Below are 25742 nucleotides of genomic sequence, written 5' to 3'. Positions count from 1 at the left end.
TATTATTTTGATAAAATGTCCTCAATCATGAAGGCAATTGTAAGATTTGTTTTTGTAAATGGAGTGCTTAAATCTGTATCAAGGAGCGTTTCGATTTTTTTTACTTTATACAGAACCGTATTGCGATGGATAAATTCTCTTTGACTAATTCGAGATGTACTGCCATCTTCCTCTATGAATATTCGTAAAAAATTTTTAAAATTTGTGTTGTGAATTTGATCATATTGTACTAAAGAGCCCAGCATGTCTCGATAAAATCTTTGAATTAGTTGCCGATTTTCGACACCCATAATAATTTTGTAGGCACCAATCTCTTTATATTTGTACAAGTTAGGGTTACCGTGCTGCTGTGAAAGCTTTGTAACGGTCCTTGCTTCATCCAAACTCTTTTGAAGATCTTTCGCTTCTGTATAAAAGTTCCCCATTCCAATCGATAAGGGAACAGGAGCATTTGAAAACTTTTCAAGTAACTTATCAAAGATCGCGTTAACAGTTCTTGAAAATGGAATGTCTGGTGTTTGAACGTGAGAACGGCTTATTAAGTAAATCAATTGGTTATTGTCGACAAGTTGCAGAAAAACTTTATAACGAGCAGAAAATGCTTGGTGAATAATATTTGCGTAGGGTTTTATATTATGATCGCTGCTATATGGTGTACATAAAATAATTCCTTTTTCATCTTCTTTTGCAAATCCGAATTGTTCTAATGACTTATCCAAAGAAGAATCTTGAGCATCCGTCAATAATAGCTTCCTCATTAAATCCTCTTGATCCATTTTTCTTTCATGATGTGTATTTAAAAAATGAAAAGTGAGTCTAAGTAAATCGGCTATTCGATAACGCCATTCCATTTCAAAAATAGGGAATTGTAGTTGATCTGCAAGTGCTATTGCTGCAGCTGGTACTTCAGGGATGTAAGGGCCAATATTGATGATTAAACCTGCTGTTCGCTTTTTAGCAAGCACTGTAATCAGTTCTAAAAGGGATTTTGTATCTCCATTGAAATGAATTCCTGTAGAAATGATAATTTCATTAGCTTGACAGAATTTTGAGATATCTACACTTTCAATCACATTAATTCCAGTAATTTCATGGTTTAATCCATCCTCTCCACCTCTTAAATTCAACATGTAAAATAGCGGTGAATCCAAAAAATGCTGAAATGTAATCATCAATATCCCCCCATTTTTTCTTATAGCAAAAAAGTAAAAAATCCTTCAGCTTGCTGTGCAAATGCACAATTTTTTTCAGAGAAATGACTATATACCATATAATTATAATACAGTAAAATTGGAATTGTTAGTAAATGTAATAAAAAATAACATAAAAATAGGAGGTAATATATTGTTAGCATGTAATGAAAGTCGTTTAGAGGATACGATTCAACTATTTAGTAAGTTTGGTCACACTAAAAATGGCGGAGTCACAAGGTTATCTTTATCTCCTGAAGATGTTGCTGCAAGAAATTATTTTTGTGAATGTTGCCAAGAACTCGGCATGAATGTCACTTTTGATGACATGGCTAATATTTATGCGACTTTGCCAGGAAAAAACGATCTTCCTCCAATCGTAATAGGATCTCATTTAGATTCTGTTGAGAGGGGAGGTCGTTTCGATGGTGTTCTTGGTATTTTAACAGCGCTTGAAGTTGTCAGAACATTGTGTGATTTCGATTTAGAAATGGAAGCTCCAATTGTCATTATGGATTTTACAAATGAAGAAGGGGCTCGTTTTGATCCAGCTATGATGAGTTCAGGCGTACTAGCGCATAAATTCGATAAAGAAAAGATGCTCGATTCAAAAGATAAAAATGGAATTACATTTTCAGCTGCGTTAGAAGCGAGTGGTTATAAAGGTGAGCAGGAAAACCGTTTGAAAGAGGCTCTTGCGTATCTAGAACTTCATATTGAACAAGGCCCTGTGCTTGAAAGTAAAAAGATTGATATAGGAGTTGTAGAAGGAGTACTTGGAATGGTGTGCTATGAAATCACGATTATTGGTGAATCAGATCACGCGGGAACAACACCTATGCCGATGAGAAAAGATCCTTTGTTTGTAGCTGCCGATGTTATTTCTTCCATCAAAACAGAGCTTGCGTCCATTGACGATGATTTAGTTTTTACAATTGGACGCCTGAATGTTTCGCCAAATATTCACACAGTGATTCCCAATAAGGTTGTTTTTACTTTAGAAGCTCGACATCAAAATCCAGAAATCATTTCTAAAGTGGAGGATGTTATTCATAACTTCCCAGTTGAGATAGAAGGTTGTGCTCTTTCATCTGAAAAACTTTGGAGTCGGGATACGGTCGTATTTGATCGTGATATTTGCCAATCGATTGAAGCTGCATGTGAGGAATATGGTTATTCTTCTTATCGAATGTATAGTGGGGCAGGCCATGATGCACAATTTATGGCTAGTTATATTCCCTCTGCGATGATCTTTGTGCCGAGTGTAAATGGAAAAAGTCATTGCGAAGAAGAACTGACAAGCTTTAAGGATTGTGCAAACGGAGCAAATGTCATGCTTCAAACCGTACTTTCTCTTCAACAAAAGTTGGCGAAAGAAAAACAAACCATATAAGGAAAGAAGGAATACCATGAAAAAACTAATTACAGGTGGAACGATTGTCACTGCAGCAGACACGTATAAAGCGGATTTGTTAATCGAAGATGGTAAGATCGCAAGTATTGGTAAGGAAATAGTAGCTGGTGACGCTGAAATGATTGATGCGACTGGACAATATATATTTCCAGGTGGTATCGATCCGCATACACATCTAGATATGCCTTTCAACAATACGGTAACAGATGATGATTGGGAAACAGGCACAATCGCAGCTGCCTTTGGCGGGACAACGACGGTTTTAGATTTTTGCTTAACAGCTGGTGAAACAAAACTTATGGATGCGGTGGATAAATGGCATGCAAAAGCAAAAGACAAAGCAGTGATCGACTATGGTTTCCATCTGATGATTGCAGATTTAAACGAAGATACTTTAGTTGAATTGCCAAAAGTATTGGAACAAGAAGGTATTTCTTCTATTAAGGTATTTCTAGCCTATGCGAAAGAATTTCAAGCAACTGATCGTACATTATATCAAGCGTTCAAAGTTGGAAAAGAAGCGGGCGCAATCGTTATGGTACACTGCGAAAACGGTTCAGTTATTGATGAATTAGTCGAAGAAGCCAAGATTTTAGGGCATACAGAACCCATTTATCATGCGCTAACTCGCCCTCCTCAATTAGAAGGTGAGGCAACAAAACGGGCAATTGAACTGGCTCACTTAGCTGATGCAGCGTTATACGTCGTGCATGTGACCTGCAAGGAAGCAGTTGATGAAATTATCGCTGCACGCCAAAAAGGTTATAAAGTATATGGTGAAACATGTCCACCATACTTGACATTAGATCAATCGGCACTTGAAAAACCAAACTTTGAGGGGGCGAAGTATGTTTGGTCACCACCATTAAGACCAAAAGAGCATCAAGAAATTCTATGGAATGCATTAAAAGCAAAACAACTTCAAACCATTGGCTCAGATCAATGTTCGTTTAATTTCAATGGTAAAAAACGATTAGGTATTGATGATTTCTCTAAAATTCCAAATGGTGGTCCATTTATCGAAGATCGATTTAGCGTTCTGTATTCTGAAGGGGTCGCGAAAGGAAGAATTACAATTAACGAGTTTGTCGATATGATCTCGACAAGCGCAGCAAAGATCTTTGGACTATTCCCTCAAAAAGGAACGATTGCGATCGGTTCTGATGCAGACTTAGTGTTATTTGATCCCAATCAGGAACGTGTTATTTCAGCCGAAACGCATCACATGAATGTGGATTATAGTGCATTTGAAGGGCTAAAAGTGACGGGAGAGCCTATCAGTGTTTTAAGTCGAGGGGACTTTGTTATCAAAGATAAGGAATTTGTGGGTTCGTTGGGGCGAGGTCAATATATAAAACGACAAGTTCAAAAGAAGATAAAAGAAGCTGTTGCTCAATAAGTTGGGAGTGATTGAATGATCAATGTCTTAATAGATGAAAATTTTGAAGAAGTTACGCCGAGATTATCAAAAGCTAGTGCCATAGAAGAGGCAAATCGTTGCTTGTATTGTTTTGATGCGCCTTGTATGCGTGCTTGCCCAACAACGATCAATGTTCCTAGTTTTATAAAAAAAATTGCTTCTTCAAATTTGAAGGGTTCAGCAAAAGTAATCCTAGAGGCGAATCCAATGGGGGCGAGCTGTGCGAGAGTTTGCCCGACTGAAGAACTTTGTGAAGGCGCTTGTGTGTTACAAAAAGATGAAAAACCAATCAAAATCGGTGCACTTCAACGATACGCAACGGATTGGCTGAAGGAACAAGATATTTCTTTATTTAAGCGAGGAGCAGCAAATGGTCATAAGATTGCCATTATTGGCAGTGGACCAGCAGGGTTATCAGCTGCACGTGAATTGTGCCGACTAGGCTATGAGGTTACAATCTTTGAAGCTGAAAAACAAGCTGGAGGACTTAGTCAGCATGGGATTGTATCATTTAGATTACCGCAAGAAGTTGTGGAATGGGAAGTTGATCAAGTGCGTCAGTTAGGAGCAACTATTTTAACAGGAAAGAGAGTTGGTATAGATGTTACTTGCACTGAGCTATTGGAGAGATTTGATCGAATCATAATGGCTATTGGTATGGGGGAAGTCCCCCATTTAAATATAGAAGGGGAGAAGTTAGAAGGTGTTTTAGATGCAATTGACTTTGTGAAAACAACTAAGCAAAAACCTTTACCAATGAATATACAAGGGAAGAAAGTGGTTGTTATTGGAGCAGGTAATACAGCGATCGATGCTGCAACATGTGCCATTCGATTAGGAGCGGCCCATGTGAAAATATTATATCGGCGCACTGCCAATGAAATGACAGCTTATCCATTTGAATATGAATTTGCTAAACAAGAAGGAATTGAATTTCAATGGCTAACAATGCCTAAAAAAATAATGGGAAATATGGATGGGAAAGTCGTAGGGATTGAATGTGTCCATATGAATTTAATGGATTGCTACGATCAACAAGATGTACTGATCGAAGTGGAAAATTCAAATTTTATAGTACAAGCAGATGTTGTTATTCGTGCAATTGGACAAAGACGTCATGTGGATTTTATCAACGAAATGAACTTACAACATCTTAATGGCGTTCCTTCCGTAGATCCGATTACATTTCAAACATCTAGTCCGCAGATCTACGCATGCGGTGATGTGATTTATGGCTCAGGTTATGGGGATGCAACAGTTGTTTCAGCTGTTCAACAAGGAAAAGACTGTGCATATGCATTACATGATGCGCTACAACAAACATCTGAGATTGCCTAACACAAAGAGGGGGGATAATATGGCTGATTTACGAATAAATTTAGCAGGAATACAGTCACCAAATCCATTTTGGTTAGCTTCAGCACCACCTACGAATTCTGGTTATCAAGTACAACGAGCATTTGAAGCTGGTTGGGGAGGAGCAGTCTGGAAAACATTAGGTGAACCCATTTTAAATGTTTCTTCCCGATTTGCAGCAACAAGTTTCAATGGCCAACGAGTTGCAGGTTTTAATAATATTGAACTCATTACAGATCGTCCATTAGCAACAAATTTAAAGGAAATGGATGAAACCAAAAAACGTTTTCCAGATCACGCCATTATTGCATCCTTGATGGTTGAACCGAAACAAGAAAAATGGCATGAAATCGTCAAGCGTGTAGAAGATGTCGGTATAGATGGTCTGGAATTAAACTTCGGCTGCCCACATGGAATGGCGGAGCGAGGAATGGGAGCTGCATCTGGTCAAGTACCAGAACTTGTAGAAAAGCAAACCTATTGGGTCAAGGCAGTAGCCAAAACGCCTGTTATTGTCAAATTGACGCCAAATATTACAGATATTACGGCAACAGCAGAGGCAGCTGTAAAAGGCGGGGCAGATGCTATTAGTATGATCAATACGATCAATAGCCTAATGGGAGTCGACTTAGATACATGGCATACAATTCCTCATGTACGTGGAAAAGGTGCGCACGGAGGTTATTGTGGACCAGCTGTGAAACCAATCGCACTCAATATGGTAGGTGAATGTTCGAGGAATCCACATATTAACGTACCAATTTCGGGGATAGGAGGTATATCGAACTGGCAAGATGCTACTGAATTTCTATTAATGGGAGCAGCAGGTGTTCAAGTTTGTACGGCTGCGATGCATCATGGCTTCAGGATTGTGGAAGATATGATCGATGGTTTGAATAACTATTTAGATGATAAAGGAATTTTATCCGTTATGGATATTGTCGGTAAATCCGTGTCAAGATACTCTGACTGGGGCGATCTCGATTTAAATTATAAGATTGTCGCAGAGATTAATAATGACAAATGTATCCATTGCAATAAATGCTATATCGCTTGTGAAGATACATCACATCAAGCGATTGATCTTTATCACGATGCAACAGGACTCTCACAATTAAGTGTGCGGGAGGAAGACTGTGTAGGGTGTAATTTATGTTCCATCGTTTGTCCAGAAGAAGGCGCTATTACAATGAAGGAAGTTGAACATACTCTACCTTCTATGACGTGGAATGAACGACAAGAATGTCTTAAAGCTTTTTCTACAACGGCTGAAATAATAGGAGGATAATTTTAATCCCGCGTTAATGGGCAGTAAGACCCCCACCTCAAGGTTTAGAGAAAAACGAGAAAGATAGGTGGGGGAACAACTGCCGCATGCGCCCGATTGGTTTGGACCAACAAGATGTTGGTCCCTCAGATGTTGCCACAGGACGTCGCGCTTTTCATCTGAGTTCCTCTAGTTTAGTGGGGGATGAAGAAAACCCTCACTTAGGAAGTTTCACATTATCTTAAATAGATTGATATTAAAAATATTGGAGGCTTCGTCGATGACACAAAGAAATGATTATTTAAAGTCCCCTGATTTATTGCCTATTTCTTATAAGGATCGAAATATTGGCGTTTTCGGATTTTCAGTCATTTGGGTGGGAATGGCGATTGTACTAGCTGCATTCGCTATCGGTGCTGCGGGAATTATTCATCTATCCATGCCTACGCTTATTTTAGCTACTTTAGTGGGTTCCTTAATGATTGGGATTTTCATGGTAGTGATCGGGGATATTGGTGTTGAACATGGGCTGTCATTCCCAGTTTATATGCGAGCGCCATTCGGTACATTTGGTACGCATCTTCCTTCGCTAGTGCGGGGGATCACTGCATCTTGCTGGTTTGGTATTAATACGTATTTTGGGGCATTAGCGATTAATGGAATATTAAATATCTTATTTGAATTTGATAACTGGTTTATTTGTTTCCTATTTTTTGCAGCTTTTCAATTATTGAATACCTCTTTAGGAATTAAGTCGATCGAACGATTTGCTGATCTAGCTGCTCCTATTATTATTTTCATTTCATGTTGGATGTACGTAGCGCTTGCGGACAAAGCCACGGCTTCGGGCAAGGATGTATGGACTTGGGTCGAATCTCCAACTACAGGTATGGCTACATTTACAGCATTTATGGTAGTGGCCATGGCAAATATGGGTTTCTGGGCAACGTTAGCGGCTGATATGCCTTCACTTTCTCGATTTTTTAAAGCGCCAAAATATGAAAAAAATTGGTTCAAGCGCAATAAAACACAACTAATCGGTTCCCTGATTGTCATGCCTGTTGTCAATACATTCATGATTGTTATTGGTGCTGTATGTTATATGGCTGTTTCAAGTGGCGATCCAATTGCCGCATTACAAGAATCTGCAAGTGGATTTATATTAGCAATCTTACTATTGATGATTGTATTAGCACAATGGTCAACGAATACCTCAGCAAATGTTATTCCAGCGGCAACGATTTTCTCCAATATCGGCGGACCAAAAGTACCTTTTTGGATAGGTGTTGTCATTGCTGGAGTGATCGGTACATTAGCACAGCCTTGGAGTCTATTCGATGTATTAAACACGGTTTTATTGATTATCGGCGGAATTTTAACGTCAATCGTTGGGATCATGTTTGCCGATTACTATCTACTGCGTAAACGCCGATTAAATGTAGAAGAACTTTATGAAATAGCAGGGCAATATCGATATATGAATGGTTTTAATTTAGCTGGATTGATCTCTTGGATCATTGGGGGGATTATAGCGAACTTATTGCCAACTTATTCATCATTAGTTGGGTTTGCAGTCGGTGCAATTCTTTATTATGTGTTAGCTAAATATTGGTGGTTCAAAAAATATCCTCAGAAAGAAATGATAGATCCAAGTGATAGCAAATATTTGGGGATTACTGTCGGGAGAGATTGGGAAATATCACCGTTTGAAAAACCAGTTACACTCCCAGAGCTCTCCCCTAATTTAAGTGCAAAAAACAGTTAGAGAATAGCGCTGTTTATAAGTTCACAGGCTAAGCATAATCTGTTTTTCTTACGGCAAAGGAGTTGATTCATATGTCTGATTACTTACAAATAATAGATGAAATCGATCAAATTGACCGATTATTACTTCAAAAATATCGTGTGAAGAATTTTACAGAAAATCTTGATGGTACGAGGCTTGAATTTTATCATCCAGAAAGCGAAGATTCTCAAGAAATCCATATTGGTACAGCGAATGCGCGAAAATATGCCTCCGTCAAAGTATTCGAGCAGGTGTATAAAACGTTCATATAAAATTTCATTTTTTCAAAACGCCCCCCTTAAGTATAATTAGTAAAGGATTTTGTCCCTTGCTGGTTATACTTTTTTATTGTAGAGGAGAATATCATCCATCAAAAGTCCGTATTGTAATTTGGAATGAATTAGGATAAAGTGGTTCATTATGGCTCTTCATTAAAAGTTCGGGTTGATCCCAAGTTACGGTGATGAACCCTCATTATAGAAAAGGAGTTCAAATGATGCGATTTATGTCCTATTTCCATCCGATTGTATGGATTATTTTAAATGGTACGATATTTACCCGTATTGCAAGCTTTATGACAATTCCTTTTTTAGCCATTTATTTGCAAAATGAGTTTCATGCATCTCCATTAATGATTGGCATGACCTTGGGGATTGCTCAATTATGTGCAACGTTCGGCGGTTTTACAGGAGGCTATTTAACCGATAAATTTGGACGGAAATTTATCATTCTCACAACGATATTTATCTGGAGTGCGGTATTTGTTGGATTTGCCATTGTACATGTCGTTCTACTATTTATGTTTCTTAATGCGATTAATGGCTTGTGCCGTTCATTTTTTGAACCAGCAACACAGGCATTAATGCTTGATTTTACAGAAGAAAAGAAACGTCGCCGCTTATTTTCAGTTCGCTATACAGCGATTAACATTGCTGCTGTTATAGGACCGTTATGTGGCGTTTGGATTTCAGGCTTATCAAGTGCAAAGGTTCCATTTTTAATCACTGGATCGATGTATGCCATCTATGGGCTATTTTTAATTTTGGTTTTCAATAAGTATGAAGTAAAACCTCAAAAGACTATAAAGAAACAAACGTTTATGAAAATGTTCAAAGTTATATTGGCGGATCAAAAACTATTATACTTACTTGCTGGTGGGATGTTAGTCAGTCTTGGTTACTCTCAGTTTGACTCAACTTTACCTCAATACATAAATGTAAATATTGAAAATGGGGTGAAACTCTATTCAGTATTAATCACTCTTAATGCGGTAGTGGTATTAGCGTTACAGTTACCAATCGGCATTTATTCAGAAAGAATTTCCATCATGAAGAGCATGATTATAGGTATTTTGTTCTTTGCAGCTGGCTTTTGCATCTTTAACTTTGCAAATGCTCCTTGGTTATTTGTTGTGGGAATGATCATTTTTACGATTGGTGAGATTTTTGCTTTCCCGATGATGAACGCGCTCATCGAGGAAATTGCCCCTGCAACTCAAAAAGCCACTTATTTAGGAGCTTCCCAGTTTAAAAATCTAGGTGGATTTATAGGACCAGTATTTGGCGGTTGGCTGCTCGCTCACTTTGAGTCCCAGCTTTATGTTGTGATGGCTGGCATTTTCCTGCTTAGTCTTGTTTTTTATCGATTAGCATTTTTGAAAAAAAGTATTGTATAGAGTTATAGTGATGAAAAAGTTTGCTATTTGGTTGTAAGTGGAATACAGTAATTGATTTTATTCCGCTTTAATGGGCAGTAAGAGCCCTATCTCAAGATTTAGAGGAACGAGGAAGATAGATGGGGATCAACTTCCGCATGCGTCCGATTGGTTCGGGTGGGCAGGATGTAGGCCTCTCAGGTGTTGTCACAGAACGTGGCGTTTTTCACTTCTGTTCCTCTAATTCAGTGAGGGATCAAGAAAACCCCCACTGATGGAGTTTCGCTTTGTTTTCAATGAGAATCACACCAGACTTTTTTCAATCGTTGGATTCCTTCGTCAATTTGGTCAAATGATAATCCTCCATATCCTATGATAACCATTTGATGATGTAAGGCATGATAGTAAGAAGTAGAACATGGATAAACTTTCACACCGACCCTGTTTGCCTTTTGAATGGCTTGTTGTTCAGTTAGGTCGTTAGGCAATTTTAAAATAATGTGCAAACCAGATTTTTCACCAATAACTTGGAAAGTCTTTGGAAGATAGTTTTTAATGGCTGCAACTAATGTGCGCTGTTTTTTACGATAGAGGGTACGCATTTTTGCGAGATGTTTGTCAAACAATCCTTGCTCCATAAAATCTGCCAAAACCAATTGATCAATTTTAGATACCACCGATTTTTGATCTTTATAAAAGATTGAGAATGCTTCAACTAGTGAAAGTGGTAAAATCATATAACTGATACGTATAGATGGTGTAAGTGTTTTAGAAAATGTGCCAGAATAAATGACATGTTGTAATTGATCTATCTTTGCCAGAGAGGGAATAGGCTGTCCTTTAAAGCGATATTCTGAATCATAATCATCTTCAATGATATAAGCGTTATTTAGTTGAGCCCATTGCAATAATGCGGCTCGGCGTTCCGCAGACATTATCATCCCTAATGGAAATTGATGTGCTGGTGTCGCGTATAAAAGGTCTATCTTTTCAGTTGGCACAGTTACGCCAGATTCGTCCACAACAATATGAGCGGTATGTTGGCAATACTGATGGAAAATCGTGCGAGCCCGTTTAAAGCCAGGCTCTTCAATCCCTGCTTTACTGGAAGAACCGAAAAAGTGGCACAATGCTTGAAGTTGATGTTGTGTACCTCCATAGATGAAAACTTGTGAAGTATCGCATTGCACTCCTCTAGAGCGTTGCACATATTTTGCGATTTCCTGTCGAAGTGTGAATTCTCCTTGCCATGAAGAATTCACCATATTTTCCGGCTGAAAATGCTTTTTAAATAATTTTTTCCAAGTTGTAAAAGGAAAAAAGTCTACATCGATATGCCCGTTATGAAAATCAATATCTATTTTGGGAGGTTTCATTTTGGGAACTGGCTGAATAGCAGTTATATCGGTCAATTGTTGCCATTCAAATTCAAATGGTGACACAAAATAACCTGATCGTTCGATGCTGTATATAAATCCTTCTGCCTCAAGCTGCTCATAGGATTCTTTTACGGTATGTACACTAACATTGAGATCTTCGGCTAAACAACGTTTAGAAGGCAATTTGCTATGGGCAGACAATTTTTTGGTTATAATTGCATTTTTAATATGTTCATAAATTTGAACATATTTTGGAGATTGATGGTTTAGAATAATGGCTATTTCCATATATGTTCACCTCTGGTATGGATAAAATAAATAAATCGATCTAAAATAATCATACCAAAAGCCGTAGAAAATCTATAGAAAAAAAGTAATCTTCTATAATTTAAGTGGTGAAAAAGATTCGTTATTTTCTTCAACTATATGAATTGACTTTCAACGATAAATCATGCTATCATTATCTCGAATTAAAGATATTTGGATTAAAGATAATAAAAGTGGTGAAGCGAATGGAACCAACAAAAGAAATAAGAGCTGTAACGTCTATATTTCATGCTGTACAAGCTATTCAAGATATCATTCGTCAAGAGGCAGCTTCATATGGATTGAATGCAACTGAATTTGCGGTACTTGAACTTCTTTTTTACAAAGGGGATCAACCAATTCAAACAGTTGGTAAAAAGATACTAATCGCAAATAGTAGTATCACATATGTAGTGGATAAATTAGAGAAAAAGCAGCTCATTTCTCGTAAAGATTGTCCGAATGATCGTCGTGTAATTTATGCGAGTCTGACGGAAGAAGGGATACAGTTGATGAAACAAATGCTGCCCCAACATCTAGAAAAGATCCACACTATATTTGAATGTCTTGAAGAAAAAGAAATCGATCAAATTACTCAATCTATGGGGAAAATTGGCGATCAGACTGAAAAAATATAATTTTTTTTACACAAATATCTTGAATTCGAGATGAATATATTCAAACTATCGGTTCCACTAATACTCATTGTAAGATGTATTAGAAATAAAAAAGGATGTGAATTTTCGTAATGGGTTTTATCAATAATTTATTTGGTAAGAATAAATCAGAAAAGACATTAGGAGGAGATCAAATGTTAAAAATCGGTATTGTTTTAGGTTCAACACGTGAAGGAAGAGTAAGTCCACAAGTTGGTGCATGGGTGAAAGAATTAGCTGATAAACGTGGGGATGCAGATTATGAAATTATTGATATTGCAGATTTTAAATTGCCATTATTAGGTGAACCAGGAGTCGATGCGTCAGGTGCAGCTGCTTGGTCACAAAAAATCGCTGCTTGTGATGGATTTGTCTTTATTGCACAAGAGTATAATCATTCCATTACAGCTGCTTTGAAAAATGCTCTAGATTACTTGCGCGAAGAATGGAACAATAAGGCAGCTGGTATCGTTTCTTATGGATCTGTAGGTGGAGCACGTGCAGCAGAACATTTGCGAGGAATTTTAGGCGAATTGCTAGTGGCAGATGTTCGTGTACATCCAGCATTATCTTTATTCACAGATTTTGAAAACGGTACAATCTTCAAACCAAAAGACGTTCAAGAAAGTTCAGTCAACCAGATGCTAGATCAAGTCATTGCATGGTCTACAGCATTGAAAACAATTCGATAATATTTAGATGCAGTTGAATCACTAACTGCATAGTTGAAATCAATGAATATTCTATATGTTATTGGGTAAAATCAGATAACCAATATGCCTTTTAATATAAATTGGTAGAATGCCTTTTTAAATAAATGTATAGAACAAACTTAAAACGAGTACGGTTGCAGTTTAAAATGGAACCATACTCGTTTTTTTGCTGTGATCATAAAGTGGCTATGGCTTTGTGGTTACTTGTTACTATTTTTTGGTATGGTCAATTTTATTTCATTTGGTTATGTTATACATATCAAAAATAGGATAGATTGAAAGAAAAGGAGTGAATGAAAATGAAGTTTAAAGAATTACATAATAATCAACTTATTTTAAGACCAATGGAAAAAAGCGATGTGGAGGGAATCTTCAAAGTTGCCATACATTCAGAAATTTGGCCCTATTTATCTGTTACACTAGAAACATTTGAAGATGTAAAAAAGTACGTGGAAACAGCGTTAGCGAATAAGAAATTAGGAATTGAATTTCCATTTGTTATGATAGATCCTAAAACGCAAGAAATTATTGGTTCAACAAGATTTATGGCTATTGAGCCAAAACATAATCGGTTAGAAATCGGCTTCACATGGCTGACACCAGCTTATTGGCGAACTGCTATGAATACTAATTGCAAATACTTATTACTACAATATTGCTTTGAAGAATTACATTTGAATCGTGTTGAAATCAAAACAGATCATGAAAATATACGAGCCCAAAAAGCAATTGAACGGATCGGTGCACAAAGAGAAGGAATTTTACGTAGCCACATGATCCGAAAGGACGGAACAACACGTGATACGGTTATGTATAGTATCATCTACAAGGATTGGAACAATACAAAGAAACGATTAGAAAAAATGAGGCAGGACGATGCGCTGAAGCTGAAAAGGTAAATGAATGTTCTTCACCATAGGAATTTAGTCGTACATGATAGAATTTACAAAGAACAGGGTATAAGAAAGACTATTAGGTGTGCTGATTAGGAAAAAATAGGTGACAAATTTGGCGTAATTCTAAAAACAGGTATTTTAGCTCCATTTATCCCGCTTTAACGGGGCAGTAAGACCCCCCTCAAGGTTTAGAGAAAAACGAGAAAAATAGGTGGGGGATCAACTGCCCGTATAAGCCCGATTGGTTCGGGCCAACAAGATGTTGGTCACTCAAGTGTTGCCACAGGACGTGGCGCTTTTAACCTGAGTTCCTCTATTTCAGTGGGGGATGAGGAAAAACCCACTGAACGGGACAGTAAGATTCCTCCTTTAAATTTTAGAGAAGGGTAAAAAACTGCCGTAGCGGAAATCGATAAATTATCCCTATTTATATGGATTAAACTGGATAATAAACACTTCTGAAGTAGAATTTATCCTCGTATTTTTGAAAAAGTTCATTTAAATGTAAAATTTTCTTAAAAAGGTTTCTAAGAATACTTATTAGCCATATTATTCTAGCTTGAGATATGGTAAAAATAGATAAGACATAAAATTTTTGAAAGGCGTATTATAATTTTGATGCAAATATTATTACTAAATTTCTTGTTTTTACTGATTCCTTTTTTAGGCTATTTTATATTCTTTGATGTAAGCAGTTATCGTCATTTTAATCTGATATTTTCGATTTTTGCTACAATTTCAGTGATTTGTTGTATGCTATTTCCTATTCAGTTGCAAAGTGGATTTATATTTGATTTACGTTATATTCCTTTTATCATTATTGCACTCTATTGGGGATTTAAAAGTGCACTTATCCCTTATTTAGCCATTAATATTTATCAATTATGGATAGGTGGAGAGAATATAATCGAATCATTTCTGTTTTCAACTGTTATTTTAATCGTTATGTCTTTATGTAATCATAAATTTCTTTCTCTAGATATTAAGTATCGAATTCTATTTTCTGGTACGGCATCTTTTTTATCCATGGTGTTTTATCTATTTACACTTAGTTTTTGGGCTCCATTCAACCATGAGTTTTGGATTCTATCCATCTATGTAATAGGAACGTATTTATTGGTGATGCTTATTTTAGTAAGCATGATTGAACGACTTATTGCCAACATAAGAGAGCAAAAATTGATCATGCAATCTGATCGTTTTCAAATCATTAGTGAATTATCTGCTAGCGTGGCACATGAAATACGGAATCCACTCACTGCCACTCACGGATTTCTACAATTATTGAGTCAATCAAAATCGATTTCATTACAGGAAAAGAATTACGTCGATTACTCCCTACAGGAATTAAAGCGTGCAGAGAAAATTGTTGGCGATTTTCTTACTTTCTCTAGACCACAATATGAAAATATGAAGGATTCCGATTTGAAAGAAGAAACAGAGTATGCTAAGAACATTTTGATGCCATATGCACATATGTATAATGTCGATATACAAATTCATTTCCATAATTCTTTGCATAAATATTTTGATAGAAGTCAGATGCAACAATGTTTTATCAATATTTATAAAAATGGTATAGAGGCGATGAAAGAAAGGGGAGGCACACTTGAAATTGAAGTTTTTGGACAAAAACAAAATATCCTGATTAAAATAAAAGATTCAGGAATTGGGATGACGGATGAACAGATTTCCGCATTAGGGAAACCTTATTATTCCACCAAAAAGCAAGGTACGGGTCTTGGGATGGTCATGGTTTACAATGCCATTCATAAAGCTGGCGGCACAATTGAAGTAGAAAGTAAAATAGGGAAGGGTACAACATTTATGATTACTTTTCCAGTTTAATGAGCCTGGGTTTGTTCATATATAAAAAATATTTTGCGGTGAGGTAGAACATTTAGATAGGGGGAATACTCCATTTGAAAATATATAGACAATCTTTGTTTGCATGGCTATTTCTATTTTGCCTATTAAGTGTTTCTACCCTATCAGCTAAAGCCGTGACTATTACAGAAAGTAAAGTTTATAGTGTAGAGGAAGTAGATCATGTTGTACAGCCATTTGGATCGAAATTGTTAGCAGTAAAACTGGAAGAAAAGTGGGGATATATGAACTCCAAAGGGAAAATGGTTATTCCTGCAATTTTTGAAGATGCTCATAATTTTCATGAAGAATTGGCATCTGTCAAGAATAATGGAAAATGGGGATATATCGATACAAATGGGGAGTTCATAGTGAAGGCTGAATATGAAGAAGCAGCACCAGCATTTCATGAGAGCTATACACAGGTTGCAAAAAAAGGGAAATGGGGCATTATCAATAAAAGAGGGAAAATCATCATCCCTTTAAAATATGCTGAAACTTGTGCTGTTGGTGAGGGATTAACGCCGATTAAAATTGGTGGAAAATATGGGTTCATGAATATGAAAGGGAAAATGGTTATTCCAGCTAAGTATACACATGCTTATAACTTTCAAAATGGACTAGCACCTGTAAAAAGTAAAGGAAAATGGGGCTACATCAATAAGTCTGGTAAATTGATCATTCCTTACAAATACATTGATGTAGAAAGTTTTAACAAGGGTTATGCTAGAGTAGTGCTACAGAAAGCAAACAATTATTTTTATGGTGTTATTAATCAAAAAGGAAAGACCGTTTTAGAGATAAAATACAACCAAATACTACCTCTTAATAATGAAGTAGCGCCATTTTTCATACAACGATCACCCGGTAAAATGTCTATGGGATATATTTCATTAAAGACTGGAAAAACACTATTTCAAGTAAAAAATTCGGTCAATGAATTTTCTGAAGGATATGCATTCGGTACCTATAATGGAAAATTGTTAAATGTGGTATATGATGCAGAAGGTAAGAAAACATTTTTAAAAAATAAATATTATCAGGCTTCTACCTTTTATAATGACTATGCTGTTGGCTCTGTCGACTATGGTGAAACAAAGTTCCGTATTATACATAAAAAATAACAGATGTGTTGATTAGGAAAAAATTGGGATGAATAATGAGCATAAATGAGAAAAAATTCCTCATTGTAAACTCCATTCTATGTAGATTGGAGCGGAGGCCTGCTCGACTCCCGCAGAAAAGCGAGCAAGCCTTCGCTGCAATCAACGAATTTTCCTATTTTTATGGATTGAATGGGATAATCAACACCTCTGAAAAAATAGTAAAATTCCATAAAAGGAATATAGCATTTTCTTCGACCATCATTTCTCTATCCGCTAGAAAATTTGTAAAGAGTGTAAAAGTGTTTAAAACGGTAAGCACGGTAATTCAAGCCTAAAAAGAGTGGCTTATATTATATAAAGATTATATTGTTTCCACCAAATGGATTCCTAGTTTCGTAAATGTTTTACATTTCAAACAGGAATCTTTTCTTATGCAATTTTATTAAATATATCTCATTGTTTAGAAATTGTTTAGTATAGTAGATCAAAATATACATTGAGTAAATAAATGTAAAAATAAAAGGTATTATGAAACATCAATATATGATAATATGTAAATATTAATATATGAATGAGTCAAAAGTAATTATTATATTTGAAGGAAGAGATAAATGAGTGAAAAAATTAATGATATAGTCTCGATAATGAAAGAATGCATAGAGTCAATGGGAAAAGTGATGTTTCTTTTGTGTTTATTTTTGCTATTACACACTCATGTAAATGCGGAAGATTCAACTTCTCGTGTTTTCTATGTAGCTAAAAATGGAAACGATGCAAATACAGGTACTATTGATAAGCCATGGTTAACTGTTCAAAAAGCTGCAAATAATGCAGAGCCAGGGGACATCATTTATGTTCGAGATGGAATCTATTCTGAGTTTGTTACGATTAAAAACTCTGGTTTGAAAGGGAAAGGTTTTATTACTTTCAAAGCTTATCCTGGAGAGCAGCCAATATTTGATGCAGGAAAGCAAACGATCAAAAAGGGGAATATGGCATTTTTCACTATTGAAGCCAGTTATATTATCATTGATGGTTTTGAAATGAGAAATTTAAGCGCTAGTGGCATGGAGTATTATCCCAATGGAATCTTAGTTTCAAATAATAGTAATCATATTCAACTCCTTAATAATGAGATCCATCATATAGAAAATCATTCAATAGATGGAAACTCTCATGGGATATTGATCTATGGAAACACATCAAAGCCCATTCAAGATATTTTGATCCAAAATAATCATATCCATCATTTAACGTTGGGAAATAGTGAAGCACTTACGCTGAGTGGCAATGTTGAGAGATTCAATATTTCTAAAAATAAAGTTCATGATAACAATAATATTGGGATTGATGTAGCTGGATTTTATAATGCTTGCACAGGAAATTGTATTGACCAAGTCAGAAATGGCACGATCAGCAACAATATTGTCTATAACAATAGTTCTGGGGAAAATCCTTCATATAACGGGCATCTAGCTGCAGGAGGGATATATGCAGATGGTGCAAGTGATATTAGGATCAGCCATAATCTAGTATTTAAAAATGACTTTGGAATTGAGTTAGCGAGTGAAAACTATGGAAAAAAAACAAGCAACATTATTCTTGAAAAAAATAAAATCTTTAATAATAACGGAGCAGGTTTAATCATAGGTGGGGCATCTACCTCAAATGGCGGTGCCTATAAAAATATCATTCGTGAAAATGAATTCTCGCTAAATGATCTACGTATTCAAGGGTATGGGGAAATAACCATCCAACACCAGGCAACAAAGAATCAATTTATCAATAACGAATTTTATATTAATAAAACAATAACGCTCATTCAATCCATGAATCAAAAAGAAACAAGCAATACGATTAACAACAACAAGGTATATTTCAGAATATCGATTTTTCGAGATTATCGATCAATGTCCTTTTAGAATATGGACAACTGTGTAATTGTATCACGCGTGTTGATTTTACAAAAATTAGGGGTGTCTGTTTGGCATATTTTTTGAAAAACTCTGTATTTTTAAGACCATTTATATAGATTGGAGCGGAGGCTTGCTCGAGTCCTCGAAAATGCATGCGCATTTCCTTCGTGCGGTGTGGATTCAGGAAGTCCATTCAATGTCCCGCGGGAAAAGCGAATAGATGAGACCCCGCAGCGTAGCGATTGAAGGAACGGAATCTAAGAACGCCACGTCCTGTGGCAACGATTCCGTGACCAACATCCTGTTGCCCCCAGCATTCGCCCGCAGGAAAGCGAGCAAGCCGGAGCGGAAATCAACAAATCCCCCTATTTTCATGGATTAAATTGGATAATCAACACGCTTGTTTCACTATACATCTATCATGTATAGAGATTTTTATGGATGCAGTAAACTGTAATATAAAGGAGAATTAGTATGAAAGTATTAATAACAGGAGGATATGGGTTTATCGGTTCTCATGTAGCAGAACGGTTTTATAAAGAGGATGATGAAGTTTTTATCATTGATAATATGGAAACGGGAGATAAACATAATATCTCATTTAAACACAAAAACTATCATCTATCTGTTGAAGATCCAAACTGCGAGGAAATATTTAAGGCAATCCAATTTGATGTTGTTGTTCATCTTGCAGCACAAGTTAGCGTTGCAAAATCATTTGAAAATCCAATAACAGATACAGAATCTAATATTGTTGGACTAGTGAATATGTTAACACTGTCACAAAAATATAAAGTGAAAAAGTTTATATTGGCATCGTCTGCAGCTGTCTATGGTAAGAATGACCAACTGCCTTTGCTAGAAGAAAATCAATGTGTACCTATTTCACCATACGGCATTAGTAAGCGGGTAGGAGAACTATATTGCCAAAAGTGGAGTGAGATGTATGGATTTGAAAGTGTATGCTTTCGATTTTCAAATGTATATGGACCTAGGCAAAACAGTAATGGAGAGGGGGGCGTTGTTTCTATATTTATCAATCATATGCTTGAAGGAAAGGCACTTCAAATTTATGGAGATGGCGAACAAACGAGAGATTTTATCTATGTCGGTGATATAGCAGATGCTATATATAGAGCATCCCATTCTTCCATTAGCGGAGTTTATAATTTATCCACGAACAAGAAAACAACTATAAATGAAGTCGTAAGTATATTAAAAAAGATGCATGATGAAGTCAATATACATTTTTCCCCTGCAAGAGAAGGGGATATTGATCATTCCGTGTTGAGCAATAGAAAAGTAATGGATGACCTAGATTGGAGTCCGATTTATGATATAGAACTGGGGTTGGAAAAGACTTATCAATGGGCAGTAGTAGATCAGGCACAAAAAGAAGTTGCTGTAAGTGTTGCTGACCAAACAGAAAAGGCAAAGGAATGGACTCATATTATTCAGCCATTCAAAGCATATCTAGAAAATTTAGTTGTCTTCCTCATCATTGCTTGGCTCGTCCTCTCACATAGGCTATCGGTTTTTAACGCTACTGATATTAGTGCTTTTTACATCATGATCATGGGTGCCCTTTACGGGAGTAAACAATCGATTTTATCCGTCGGGCTATCAATTGGGCTATTGATCGTAGAAAAATTGAGTGAGGGGAGAGAGTTTGTATCCTTACTTTATGATACATCATTCTTTTTCCAAGTTTCTCTATTCTTATTTATTGGATTAGTGGTTGGTTATACCGTACAAAGAAAAACAAATCGACTACAAGAACAACAGCAAAAAATAGATGAGCTAAAGCAACGGTACCATTTTTTGGACGGTATTCATACAGAGGTTCGAGAAATAAAAGATGAGTTACAATTACGGCTATTAAATACGGAAGATAGTTTTGGAAAAATTCATTCGATTGTAAAGGAACTAGATGAATTAGAGCCTGAAAAGGTATTTTCGAATGCCGTACAAGTTGTACAACAAATTATGGATGCTGAAGATGTGTCGATATATGTTTTTAATAAAAATCAGACATTTTTAAGATTAGTAGCTAACACGAATTTCTTGGAAACTTCCCATAAGAATTCGATGAAAGTGGAGGATACCGGATATATCCAAAATTTGTTAGGGACAGGTAAAATTTTTGTCAACAAAGAATTATTACCGAACACACCAATCATGGCTGCGCCTGTTTATCATAACGATCAAATTTCTGCAGTCATCATGATCGATCGGTTGAATTTTCAGAATGTTTCACTTTATCATGAAAATCTCTTTAAAGTAACAACTGAACTTGCAGGATCAGCATTAGATAAGGCATTAAGTTATATCGATGCAATAGAAGCTGATCGTTTTATTGCGAACACAGATGTGTTAAAACAAGATGTATTTCAAAAGATTTTAGAAAGTAAGAGAGAAGCGAGGGAAAAGTATGGTATGCCATATGTCGTGCTCGAAGGAGAAAACCCAGATACGGATACTGATTTAGGCGCATATTCTACTAAATTATCAGCCCTTTTAAGAGAAACGGATTATATTGGACAATTGGATAATCATCAAGTCGGGGTACTTCTTTCTAATATTCATCAGAATGATGTTCAATTTGTATTATCTCGATTTTATGAGAAAGGTATCCAAATGCGATTAAAAGAGGGAGAGATTTAACATGATATACATTTATATTCTGTATATGATCATCTCTGCCATCATTCTTGGTTTTATGGCTAAAAAAAGTGTGAAGGAATGGTTTTTAAAAATAATCATTGTATCTTTTGTTCCAATTATCGGATGGTTCTTCCCTATTATATGGTCTAAAATGCTGATTCCAAACAAAGGAGAAACTTTAGATAGTTATCTAAAGAAACAAAACGATGATATAGAAATCGAGTTATTGGCAAAAGAGGAAACAATTGAACGAGAAAAAGAATTGAACATTATTCCAATTGAGGAAGCATTGGTTATTAGTGATTTTACAACAAGAAGAAAAGTCATGTTAGATGTATTAAAGAAAGATGCTATACAGTATATAGATGTTATTAAAATGGCGGTGTTAAACGACGATTCAGAAACGGCTCATTTTGCTGTAGCAGCAGTTATGGAAGTGAAACGGAAATTATCACTTTCATTACAAACTTTTTCGGTTGAATTTGAAAAGGATCCTTATCATTCGATGATTGCCAGATCGTATGCACAAGTATTGAGAGAATATATGAAAAGCGGCTTTTTAGATGAAAAAACGTTGAAAAAGTATAAATATACATATATTCAAGTGTTAGAGCAACTGATTGATAATGGAGAGGGTGATCAGATCACATTCGAAGAAAAGATGAAAGTGGAGATGGAACTTCATGAGTATGCAAATGCTGAAAAAACAGGTTTGCAATATTTACAATACTTTCCTGGGATTGAGGAGCCGTATATTTGCTTGTTGGATTATTATTACACAACGAAATCTAAAATCAGCATGCAACGTGTATTGGATGAACTCATGAATTCGACGATACAATTTTCCAATCGTGCCCTTACCATCGTTAGATATTGGTCGGGAGGACAAGAAAATGAAATTAAAAGGTAGCGAATTAAAAAAAGTATATATCATTCTATTGATTGTATTTATATGTGGGATCACCTTACAAGTTTCTCGCTCACAATTCGTCTTAAAAGCACAAGAAAATAGACAATTAATAGAACAAAAAGATGAAATTTTAGCGATGCGTACAAGTAATCGGATAACACAAAAAACAGGGGAAAATTACTGTGTTTTATACAATTCTGACAATGAGTATAGTACAAAATTAAAAGATAATGCACAGAAATCACTGGAATATATGAAAAAAAGAACAACGGAGGTAAATGTGGGGGAACATGAAAAAATCGCTCTTGGAAAATGTCATGTAACAATCCTTACAACTGATTATTTGGAGGACATAGGGACACCGGAAGATATAGAGCATTATGTATTTAAAGGTGGCTATATCCTTCTGATGTCTACCCTTGATATCGGTAAAACTAGTTATCAAATTTTATATAGGAAGCTTGGCGTTTCGAGCTTTGGTGATTATGTCCAGACAAAAGGGATTCACCTCGTATCCAATGTTCTAATCGGTGAGAAAGGTCTAAAATTTGATAACGACTTTATCACGAATGACTCGATCAGCGTCGATCTTGATGATACAGCAAAATTGCTTGCGGAGAGTGCGGGTGGAACACCGCTATTATGGAGAAATGAATATGGAGACGGGGCATTTATGGTCTTTAATGGTACGATTTTACAGGAAAAAATCAGCCGCGGATTTTTTACGGGGGCCTTAAGCTTATTAGAACCTAATTTTATCTATTCTGTATTCAATGAAAAATTATTTTATATCGATGATTTTCCCGCTCCCATTCCAAAAGGGAAGAATGCGTCTATTTATCAAGAATATAAACGGGATATGCCAACATTTTTCAACGAAATCTGGTGGCCTAATATGTTAAAAACGGCTAAAAAATATGATTTAAAATACACTGGGGGAATCATTGAATCATACACAGATCGTGTAACACCACCTTTTAACAACTTAGAAGATAAAGACAAATACAATTTGATTGCATTTGGTCGTGAATTGTTAAAAGGAGGAGGAGAAGTAGGATTCCATGGCTTTAATCACCAATCCTTGACACTTGATCCAAAAGTGGCAGATTCTTTTGGGTATAATGCGTGGGAAAGTGAAGAGGACATGTCGAAATCGATCAAAGAGCTTATGTCTTACGCAAATAATGCTTTTCCTAATTATAAAATGGCTTCTTATATACCCCCTTCTAATGTGCTTTCGCAGGAGGGAAGAAATGCATTAAAAGCTGCTTGGCCTGATCTAACCGTTATCAGTTCACTTTATCCCGAGGATATCACCGGCTTGTCATATGTCCAAGAATTTGAAATCGCAAAAGACGGAATTATAGAAATGCCGAGAATTACTTCCGGCTATTTTGAAAGGAAGTATGATCGTTGGGCAGAGGCAAATACAATGACAGGATTAGGCTTTTTCTCTCACTTTGTGCATCCTGATGATGTTATTAGTTCTGATAGAAGTAATGATCTTGGTTGGAGAGAAATGTATGAAAAATATGATAAATATATGTCAAGAGTCAAAAAGACTTATCCATGGCTGCGTTCAATGACTTCGACAGATGCAGCCTTAGATGTGGCCAGTACATTGCAATCTCAAGTGAAATGGTCAACGAAAGAAAATAACATAGCAGGACATATTACCAATTATGCCCCTAATCTTTACTATATCTTTCGTTCTGACAAAAAGATTAAAAGACTATACAATTGCGAGCTGACAAAGATTGATACTAATACCTATTTAGTAGAAGCAAAAAAAGCAGATTTCAAAATAGACTTGGGGGAATCCTAAAATGCGTATATGTTTGATTGCTGAGGGATCTTATCCTTATGTTACAGGGGGGGTTTCCAGTTGGATTCATGGATTAATGACTACGATGAAAGAACATGAATTTATCATTTATGCAATTGGAGCAGAAACAAAACAAAAAGGAAAGTACAAGTATCAACTGCCACCTAATCTAGTAGAAATAAAAGAGATCTTTTTGGATGAATACTTATTGGAAGATAAGAAATGGGGGAAAAGATATAACCTGACATCACAACAAAAGGAAAGTCTTATCACATTATTAAATAACCAGCAGAATGTAAACTGGAATGACTTGTTTGATTTCTTACGAAGTAAGCAATTTTCAAATGTTGGAGAGTTTTTATCAAGTAAGGATTATTTCGATATTATCGAGTTGATTGGAAGAGAAGAATTTACTCAAGTGCCATTTACAGAATTATTTTGGACAGTAAGTTCCATGCTGCTGCCATTACTGTCGATCATCCGACATGATGTCCCTAAAGCGGATGTCTATCATGCTGTTTCTACGGGTTATGCAGGAATTATTGGCTCATTGGCAAAGCATTTGTATGGTAAGCCATTGTTGTTGACGGAACATGGTATCTATTCTCGTGAAAGGGAAGAAGAAATTATTAAGGCAGACTGGGTAAAAGGATATTTTAAGGATATTTGGATCAATTACTTTTATACATTATCAAGTGCTATATACGCTGCTGCTGATCAAGTCATTACACTTTTTAATCGTAATAAAGAAATAGAAATTGAACTAGGTTGCCCTGAAGAAAAAATACGCATTATTCCCAATGGAGTAGATGTAAGTGACTATCAAAATATAGTTTCCGTACCTGCAGAACAAGTAATTAGAATCGGAGCGATTGTTCGTGTGGTCCCTATAAAGGATATTAAAACAATGATTCAAAGTTTTGCTTTAGTAGAAAAAGAGATTCCGAATGTTGAATTGTATATTATGGGACCAATTGAAGAGGACCCTACATATTATGATGAATGTCTTCAAATAGTAGCAGCTCTTGGTGTAGAGCATATCATTTTTACAGGCTTAGTAGACATCAAAGAATATCTTGGTAAATTGGATTTTCTATTATTAACGAGTATTAGTGAAGGACAACCTTTAGCCATTCTAGAGGGATTAGCCTGTGCGAAACCTTTTGTCTGTACAAATGTCGGTGGATGTAAGGAATTGTTAGTTGGAGGCCCGGATGATTTGTATGGTCAGGCTGGGTTTATAACACCAGTTATGCATTATGAAGAAATAGCACGGTATATGATGAAACTTTGCCAGAATCCACTATTAAGAATGCAATTAGGAAAAAATGGTTTTGAAAGAGTCAAAAATCATTATACAAGACGTGCATTTATTTCAAGCTATCGTCAATTGTATCAATCGTTAGGAGGGGAATGAC

Annotated in this window: 21 protein-coding genes; 19 read left to right on the top strand and 2 right to left on the bottom strand. The window is 36.0% G+C overall.

All coding sequences use genetic code 11. The annotated features are described in order from the left end of the window. Positions 1–2 precede the first annotated feature (2 nt). Positions 3–1172 (bottom strand): PucR family transcriptional regulator, encoded by a 1170-nt coding sequence (locus tag FEU33_RS08820; protein ID WP_146549014.1) that lies wholly within the window; start codon positions 1170–1172, stop codon positions 3–5. Between the two features lie 172 nt (positions 1173–1344). On the opposite strand from FEU33_RS08820, the gene FEU33_RS08815 reads away from it, so the two are divergent. The 9 genes from FEU33_RS08815 to FEU33_RS19270 all read left to right on the top strand — a co-directional run bounded on the left by FEU33_RS08815 (position 1345) and on the right by FEU33_RS19270 (position 10362). Further along, entirely contained in the window at positions 1345–2583 is a 1239-nt protein-coding gene (locus FEU33_RS08815) for a Zn-dependent hydrolase (protein WP_244951002.1), read from the top strand. A gap of 16 nt (positions 2584–2599) precedes the next feature. Continuing rightward, complete coding sequence (hydA, locus tag FEU33_RS08810) at positions 2600–4003, top strand: dihydropyrimidinase (protein WP_146549012.1); 1404 nt, start codon at positions 2600–2602, stop codon at positions 4001–4003. Between the two features lie 15 nt (positions 4004–4018). After that, complete coding sequence (locus FEU33_RS08805; RefSeq protein ID WP_146549011.1) at positions 4019–5362, top strand: NAD(P)-dependent oxidoreductase; 1344 nt, start codon at positions 4019–4021, stop codon at positions 5360–5362. Between the two features lie 19 nt (positions 5363–5381). Then, a complete protein-coding gene (gene preA, locus FEU33_RS08800) occupies positions 5382–6668 on the top strand; it encodes an NAD-dependent dihydropyrimidine dehydrogenase subunit PreA (RefSeq protein ID WP_146549010.1) in 1287 nt (428 codons plus the stop codon). 86 nt (positions 6669–6754) lie between these two features. Further along, positions 6755–6892, top strand: a complete 138-nt coding sequence (locus FEU33_RS18785) for a hypothetical protein (RefSeq protein ID WP_186731366.1) — start codon at positions 6755–6757, stop codon at positions 6890–6892. 35 nt (positions 6893–6927) lie between these two features. Then, a complete protein-coding gene (locus FEU33_RS08795) occupies positions 6928–8412 on the top strand; it encodes an NCS1 family transporter (protein ID WP_146549009.1) in 1485 nt (494 codons plus the stop codon). 71 nt (positions 8413–8483) lie between these two features. Beyond that, entirely contained in the window at positions 8484–8705 is a 222-nt protein-coding gene (locus FEU33_RS08790) for a hypothetical protein (RefSeq protein ID WP_146549008.1), read from the top strand. Positions 8706–8929: 224 nt separating this feature from the next. Then, a complete protein-coding gene (locus tag FEU33_RS08785) occupies positions 8930–10108 on the top strand; it encodes an MDR family MFS transporter (RefSeq protein ID WP_244951001.1) in 1179 nt (392 codons plus the stop codon). 119 nt (positions 10109–10227) lie between these two features. Beyond that, positions 10228–10362: a hypothetical protein gene (locus FEU33_RS19270; protein WP_279590432.1), complete on the top strand. Its 135-nt coding sequence runs from the start codon at positions 10228–10230 to the stop codon at positions 10360–10362. A gap of 18 nt (positions 10363–10380) precedes the next feature. Here the strand turns inward: FEU33_RS19270 and pdxR are convergent, their stop codons facing one another. Then, entirely contained in the window at positions 10381–11754 is a 1374-nt protein-coding gene (pdxR, locus tag FEU33_RS08780) for a MocR-like pyridoxine biosynthesis transcription factor PdxR (RefSeq protein WP_146549006.1), read from the bottom strand. A 224-nt stretch (positions 11755–11978) separates the two neighbouring features. Between pdxR and FEU33_RS08775 the strand changes: the two genes are divergently transcribed. The 10 genes from FEU33_RS08775 to pelF all read left to right on the top strand — a co-directional run bounded on the left by FEU33_RS08775 (position 11979) and on the right by pelF (position 25741). After that, positions 11979–12410 carry a MarR family winged helix-turn-helix transcriptional regulator gene (locus tag FEU33_RS08775; RefSeq protein ID WP_146549005.1) on the top strand — a complete coding sequence of 144 codons (432 nt, stop codon included), beginning with the start codon at positions 11979–11981 and terminating at the stop codon, positions 12408–12410. A 110-nt stretch (positions 12411–12520) separates the two neighbouring features. Further along, positions 12521–13120, top strand: a complete 600-nt coding sequence (locus FEU33_RS08770; RefSeq protein ID WP_146549004.1) for an NADPH-dependent FMN reductase — start codon at positions 12521–12523, stop codon at positions 13118–13120. Positions 13121–13440: 320 nt separating this feature from the next. Next, a complete protein-coding gene (locus tag FEU33_RS08765) occupies positions 13441–14040 on the top strand; it encodes a GNAT family N-acetyltransferase (RefSeq protein WP_146549003.1) in 600 nt (199 codons plus the stop codon). A 615-nt stretch (positions 14041–14655) separates the two neighbouring features. Beyond that, positions 14656–15885 (top strand): ATP-binding protein, encoded by a 1230-nt coding sequence (locus FEU33_RS08760; protein WP_244951043.1) that lies wholly within the window; start codon positions 14656–14658, stop codon positions 15883–15885. 74 nt (positions 15886–15959) lie between these two features. Then, positions 15960–17027: a WG repeat-containing protein gene (locus tag FEU33_RS08755; protein ID WP_146549001.1), complete on the top strand. Its 1068-nt coding sequence runs from the start codon at positions 15960–15962 to the stop codon at positions 17025–17027. A 593-nt stretch (positions 17028–17620) separates the two neighbouring features. Then, positions 17621–18931: a right-handed parallel beta-helix repeat-containing protein gene (locus tag FEU33_RS08750; protein WP_146549000.1), complete on the top strand. Its 1311-nt coding sequence runs from the start codon at positions 17621–17623 to the stop codon at positions 18929–18931. A 468-nt stretch (positions 18932–19399) separates the two neighbouring features. Further along, positions 19400–21589, top strand: a complete 2190-nt coding sequence (locus FEU33_RS08745) for an NAD-dependent epimerase/dehydratase family protein (protein WP_146548999.1) — start codon at positions 19400–19402, stop codon at positions 21587–21589. 1 nt (position 21590) lies between these two features. Further along, on the top strand, positions 21591–22499 hold the full coding sequence (locus FEU33_RS08740) for a hypothetical protein (protein ID WP_146548998.1): 909 nt from the start codon (positions 21591–21593) through the stop codon (positions 22497–22499). Continuing rightward, positions 22483–24324, top strand: a complete 1842-nt coding sequence (locus FEU33_RS08735) for a DUF2194 domain-containing protein (RefSeq protein ID WP_146548997.1) — start codon at positions 22483–22485, stop codon at positions 24322–24324. The genes FEU33_RS08740 and FEU33_RS08735 overlap by 17 nt, the downstream gene beginning before the upstream one ends. Before the next feature lies 1 nt (position 24325). After that, positions 24326–25741 (top strand): GT4 family glycosyltransferase PelF, encoded by a 1416-nt coding sequence (pelF, locus tag FEU33_RS08730; protein WP_146548996.1) that lies wholly within the window; start codon positions 24326–24328, stop codon positions 25739–25741. Position 25742 lies beyond the last annotated feature (1 nt).

The sequence above is a fragment of the Rummeliibacillus suwonensis genome, assembly GCF_007896435.1.
In the GTDB taxonomy this organism is placed as follows: Bacteria; Bacillota; Bacilli; order Bacillales_A; family Planococcaceae; genus Rummeliibacillus; species Rummeliibacillus suwonensis.
Note: the sequence above shows the minus strand (reverse complement) of the source record. Positions and strands in the feature narration are given on the sequence as shown.

Coding starts and splice junctions, on each gene's coding strand:
- preA (WP_146549010.1), top strand. CDS start 5,382: ATGGCTGATTTACGAATAAATTTAGCAGGAATACAGTCACCAAATCCA.
- FEU33_RS08740 (WP_146548998.1), top strand. CDS start 21,591: ATGATATACATTTATATTCTGTATATGATCATCTCTGCCATCATTCTT.
- FEU33_RS08785 (WP_244951001.1), top strand. CDS start 8,930: ATGCGATTTATGTCCTATTTCCATCCGATTGTATGGATTATTTTAAAT.
- FEU33_RS08750 (WP_146549000.1), top strand. CDS start 17,621: ATGAGTGAAAAAATTAATGATATAGTCTCGATAATGAAAGAATGCATA.
- FEU33_RS18785 (WP_186731366.1), top strand. CDS start 6,755: ATGCGCCCGATTGGTTTGGACCAACAAGATGTTGGTCCCTCAGATGTT.
- hydA (WP_146549012.1), top strand. CDS start 2,600: ATGAAAAAACTAATTACAGGTGGAACGATTGTCACTGCAGCAGACACG.
- FEU33_RS08735 (WP_146548997.1), top strand. CDS start 22,483: ATGAAATTAAAAGGTAGCGAATTAAAAAAAGTATATATCATTCTATTG.
- FEU33_RS08790 (WP_146549008.1), top strand. CDS start 8,484: ATGTCTGATTACTTACAAATAATAGATGAAATCGATCAAATTGACCGA.
- FEU33_RS08760 (WP_244951043.1), top strand. CDS start 14,656: ATGCAAATATTATTACTAAATTTCTTGTTTTTACTGATTCCTTTTTTA.
- FEU33_RS08770 (WP_146549004.1), top strand. CDS start 12,521: ATGGGTTTTATCAATAATTTATTTGGTAAGAATAAATCAGAAAAGACA.
- FEU33_RS08795 (WP_146549009.1), top strand. CDS start 6,928: ATGACACAAAGAAATGATTATTTAAAGTCCCCTGATTTATTGCCTATT.
- pelF (WP_146548996.1), top strand. CDS start 24,326: ATGCGTATATGTTTGATTGCTGAGGGATCTTATCCTTATGTTACAGGG.
- FEU33_RS08765 (WP_146549003.1), top strand. CDS start 13,441: ATGAAGTTTAAAGAATTACATAATAATCAACTTATTTTAAGACCAATG.
- FEU33_RS19270 (WP_279590432.1), top strand. CDS start 10,228: ATGGGGATCAACTTCCGCATGCGTCCGATTGGTTCGGGTGGGCAGGAT.
- pdxR (WP_146549006.1), bottom strand. CDS start 11,754: ATGGAAATAGCCATTATTCTAAACCATCAATCTCCAAAATATGTTCAA.
- FEU33_RS08745 (WP_146548999.1), top strand. CDS start 19,400: ATGAAAGTATTAATAACAGGAGGATATGGGTTTATCGGTTCTCATGTA.
- FEU33_RS08820 (WP_146549014.1), bottom strand. CDS start 1,172: ATGATTACATTTCAGCATTTTTTGGATTCACCGCTATTTTACATGTTG.
- FEU33_RS08775 (WP_146549005.1), top strand. CDS start 11,979: ATGGAACCAACAAAAGAAATAAGAGCTGTAACGTCTATATTTCATGCT.
- FEU33_RS08805 (WP_146549011.1), top strand. CDS start 4,019: ATGATCAATGTCTTAATAGATGAAAATTTTGAAGAAGTTACGCCGAGA.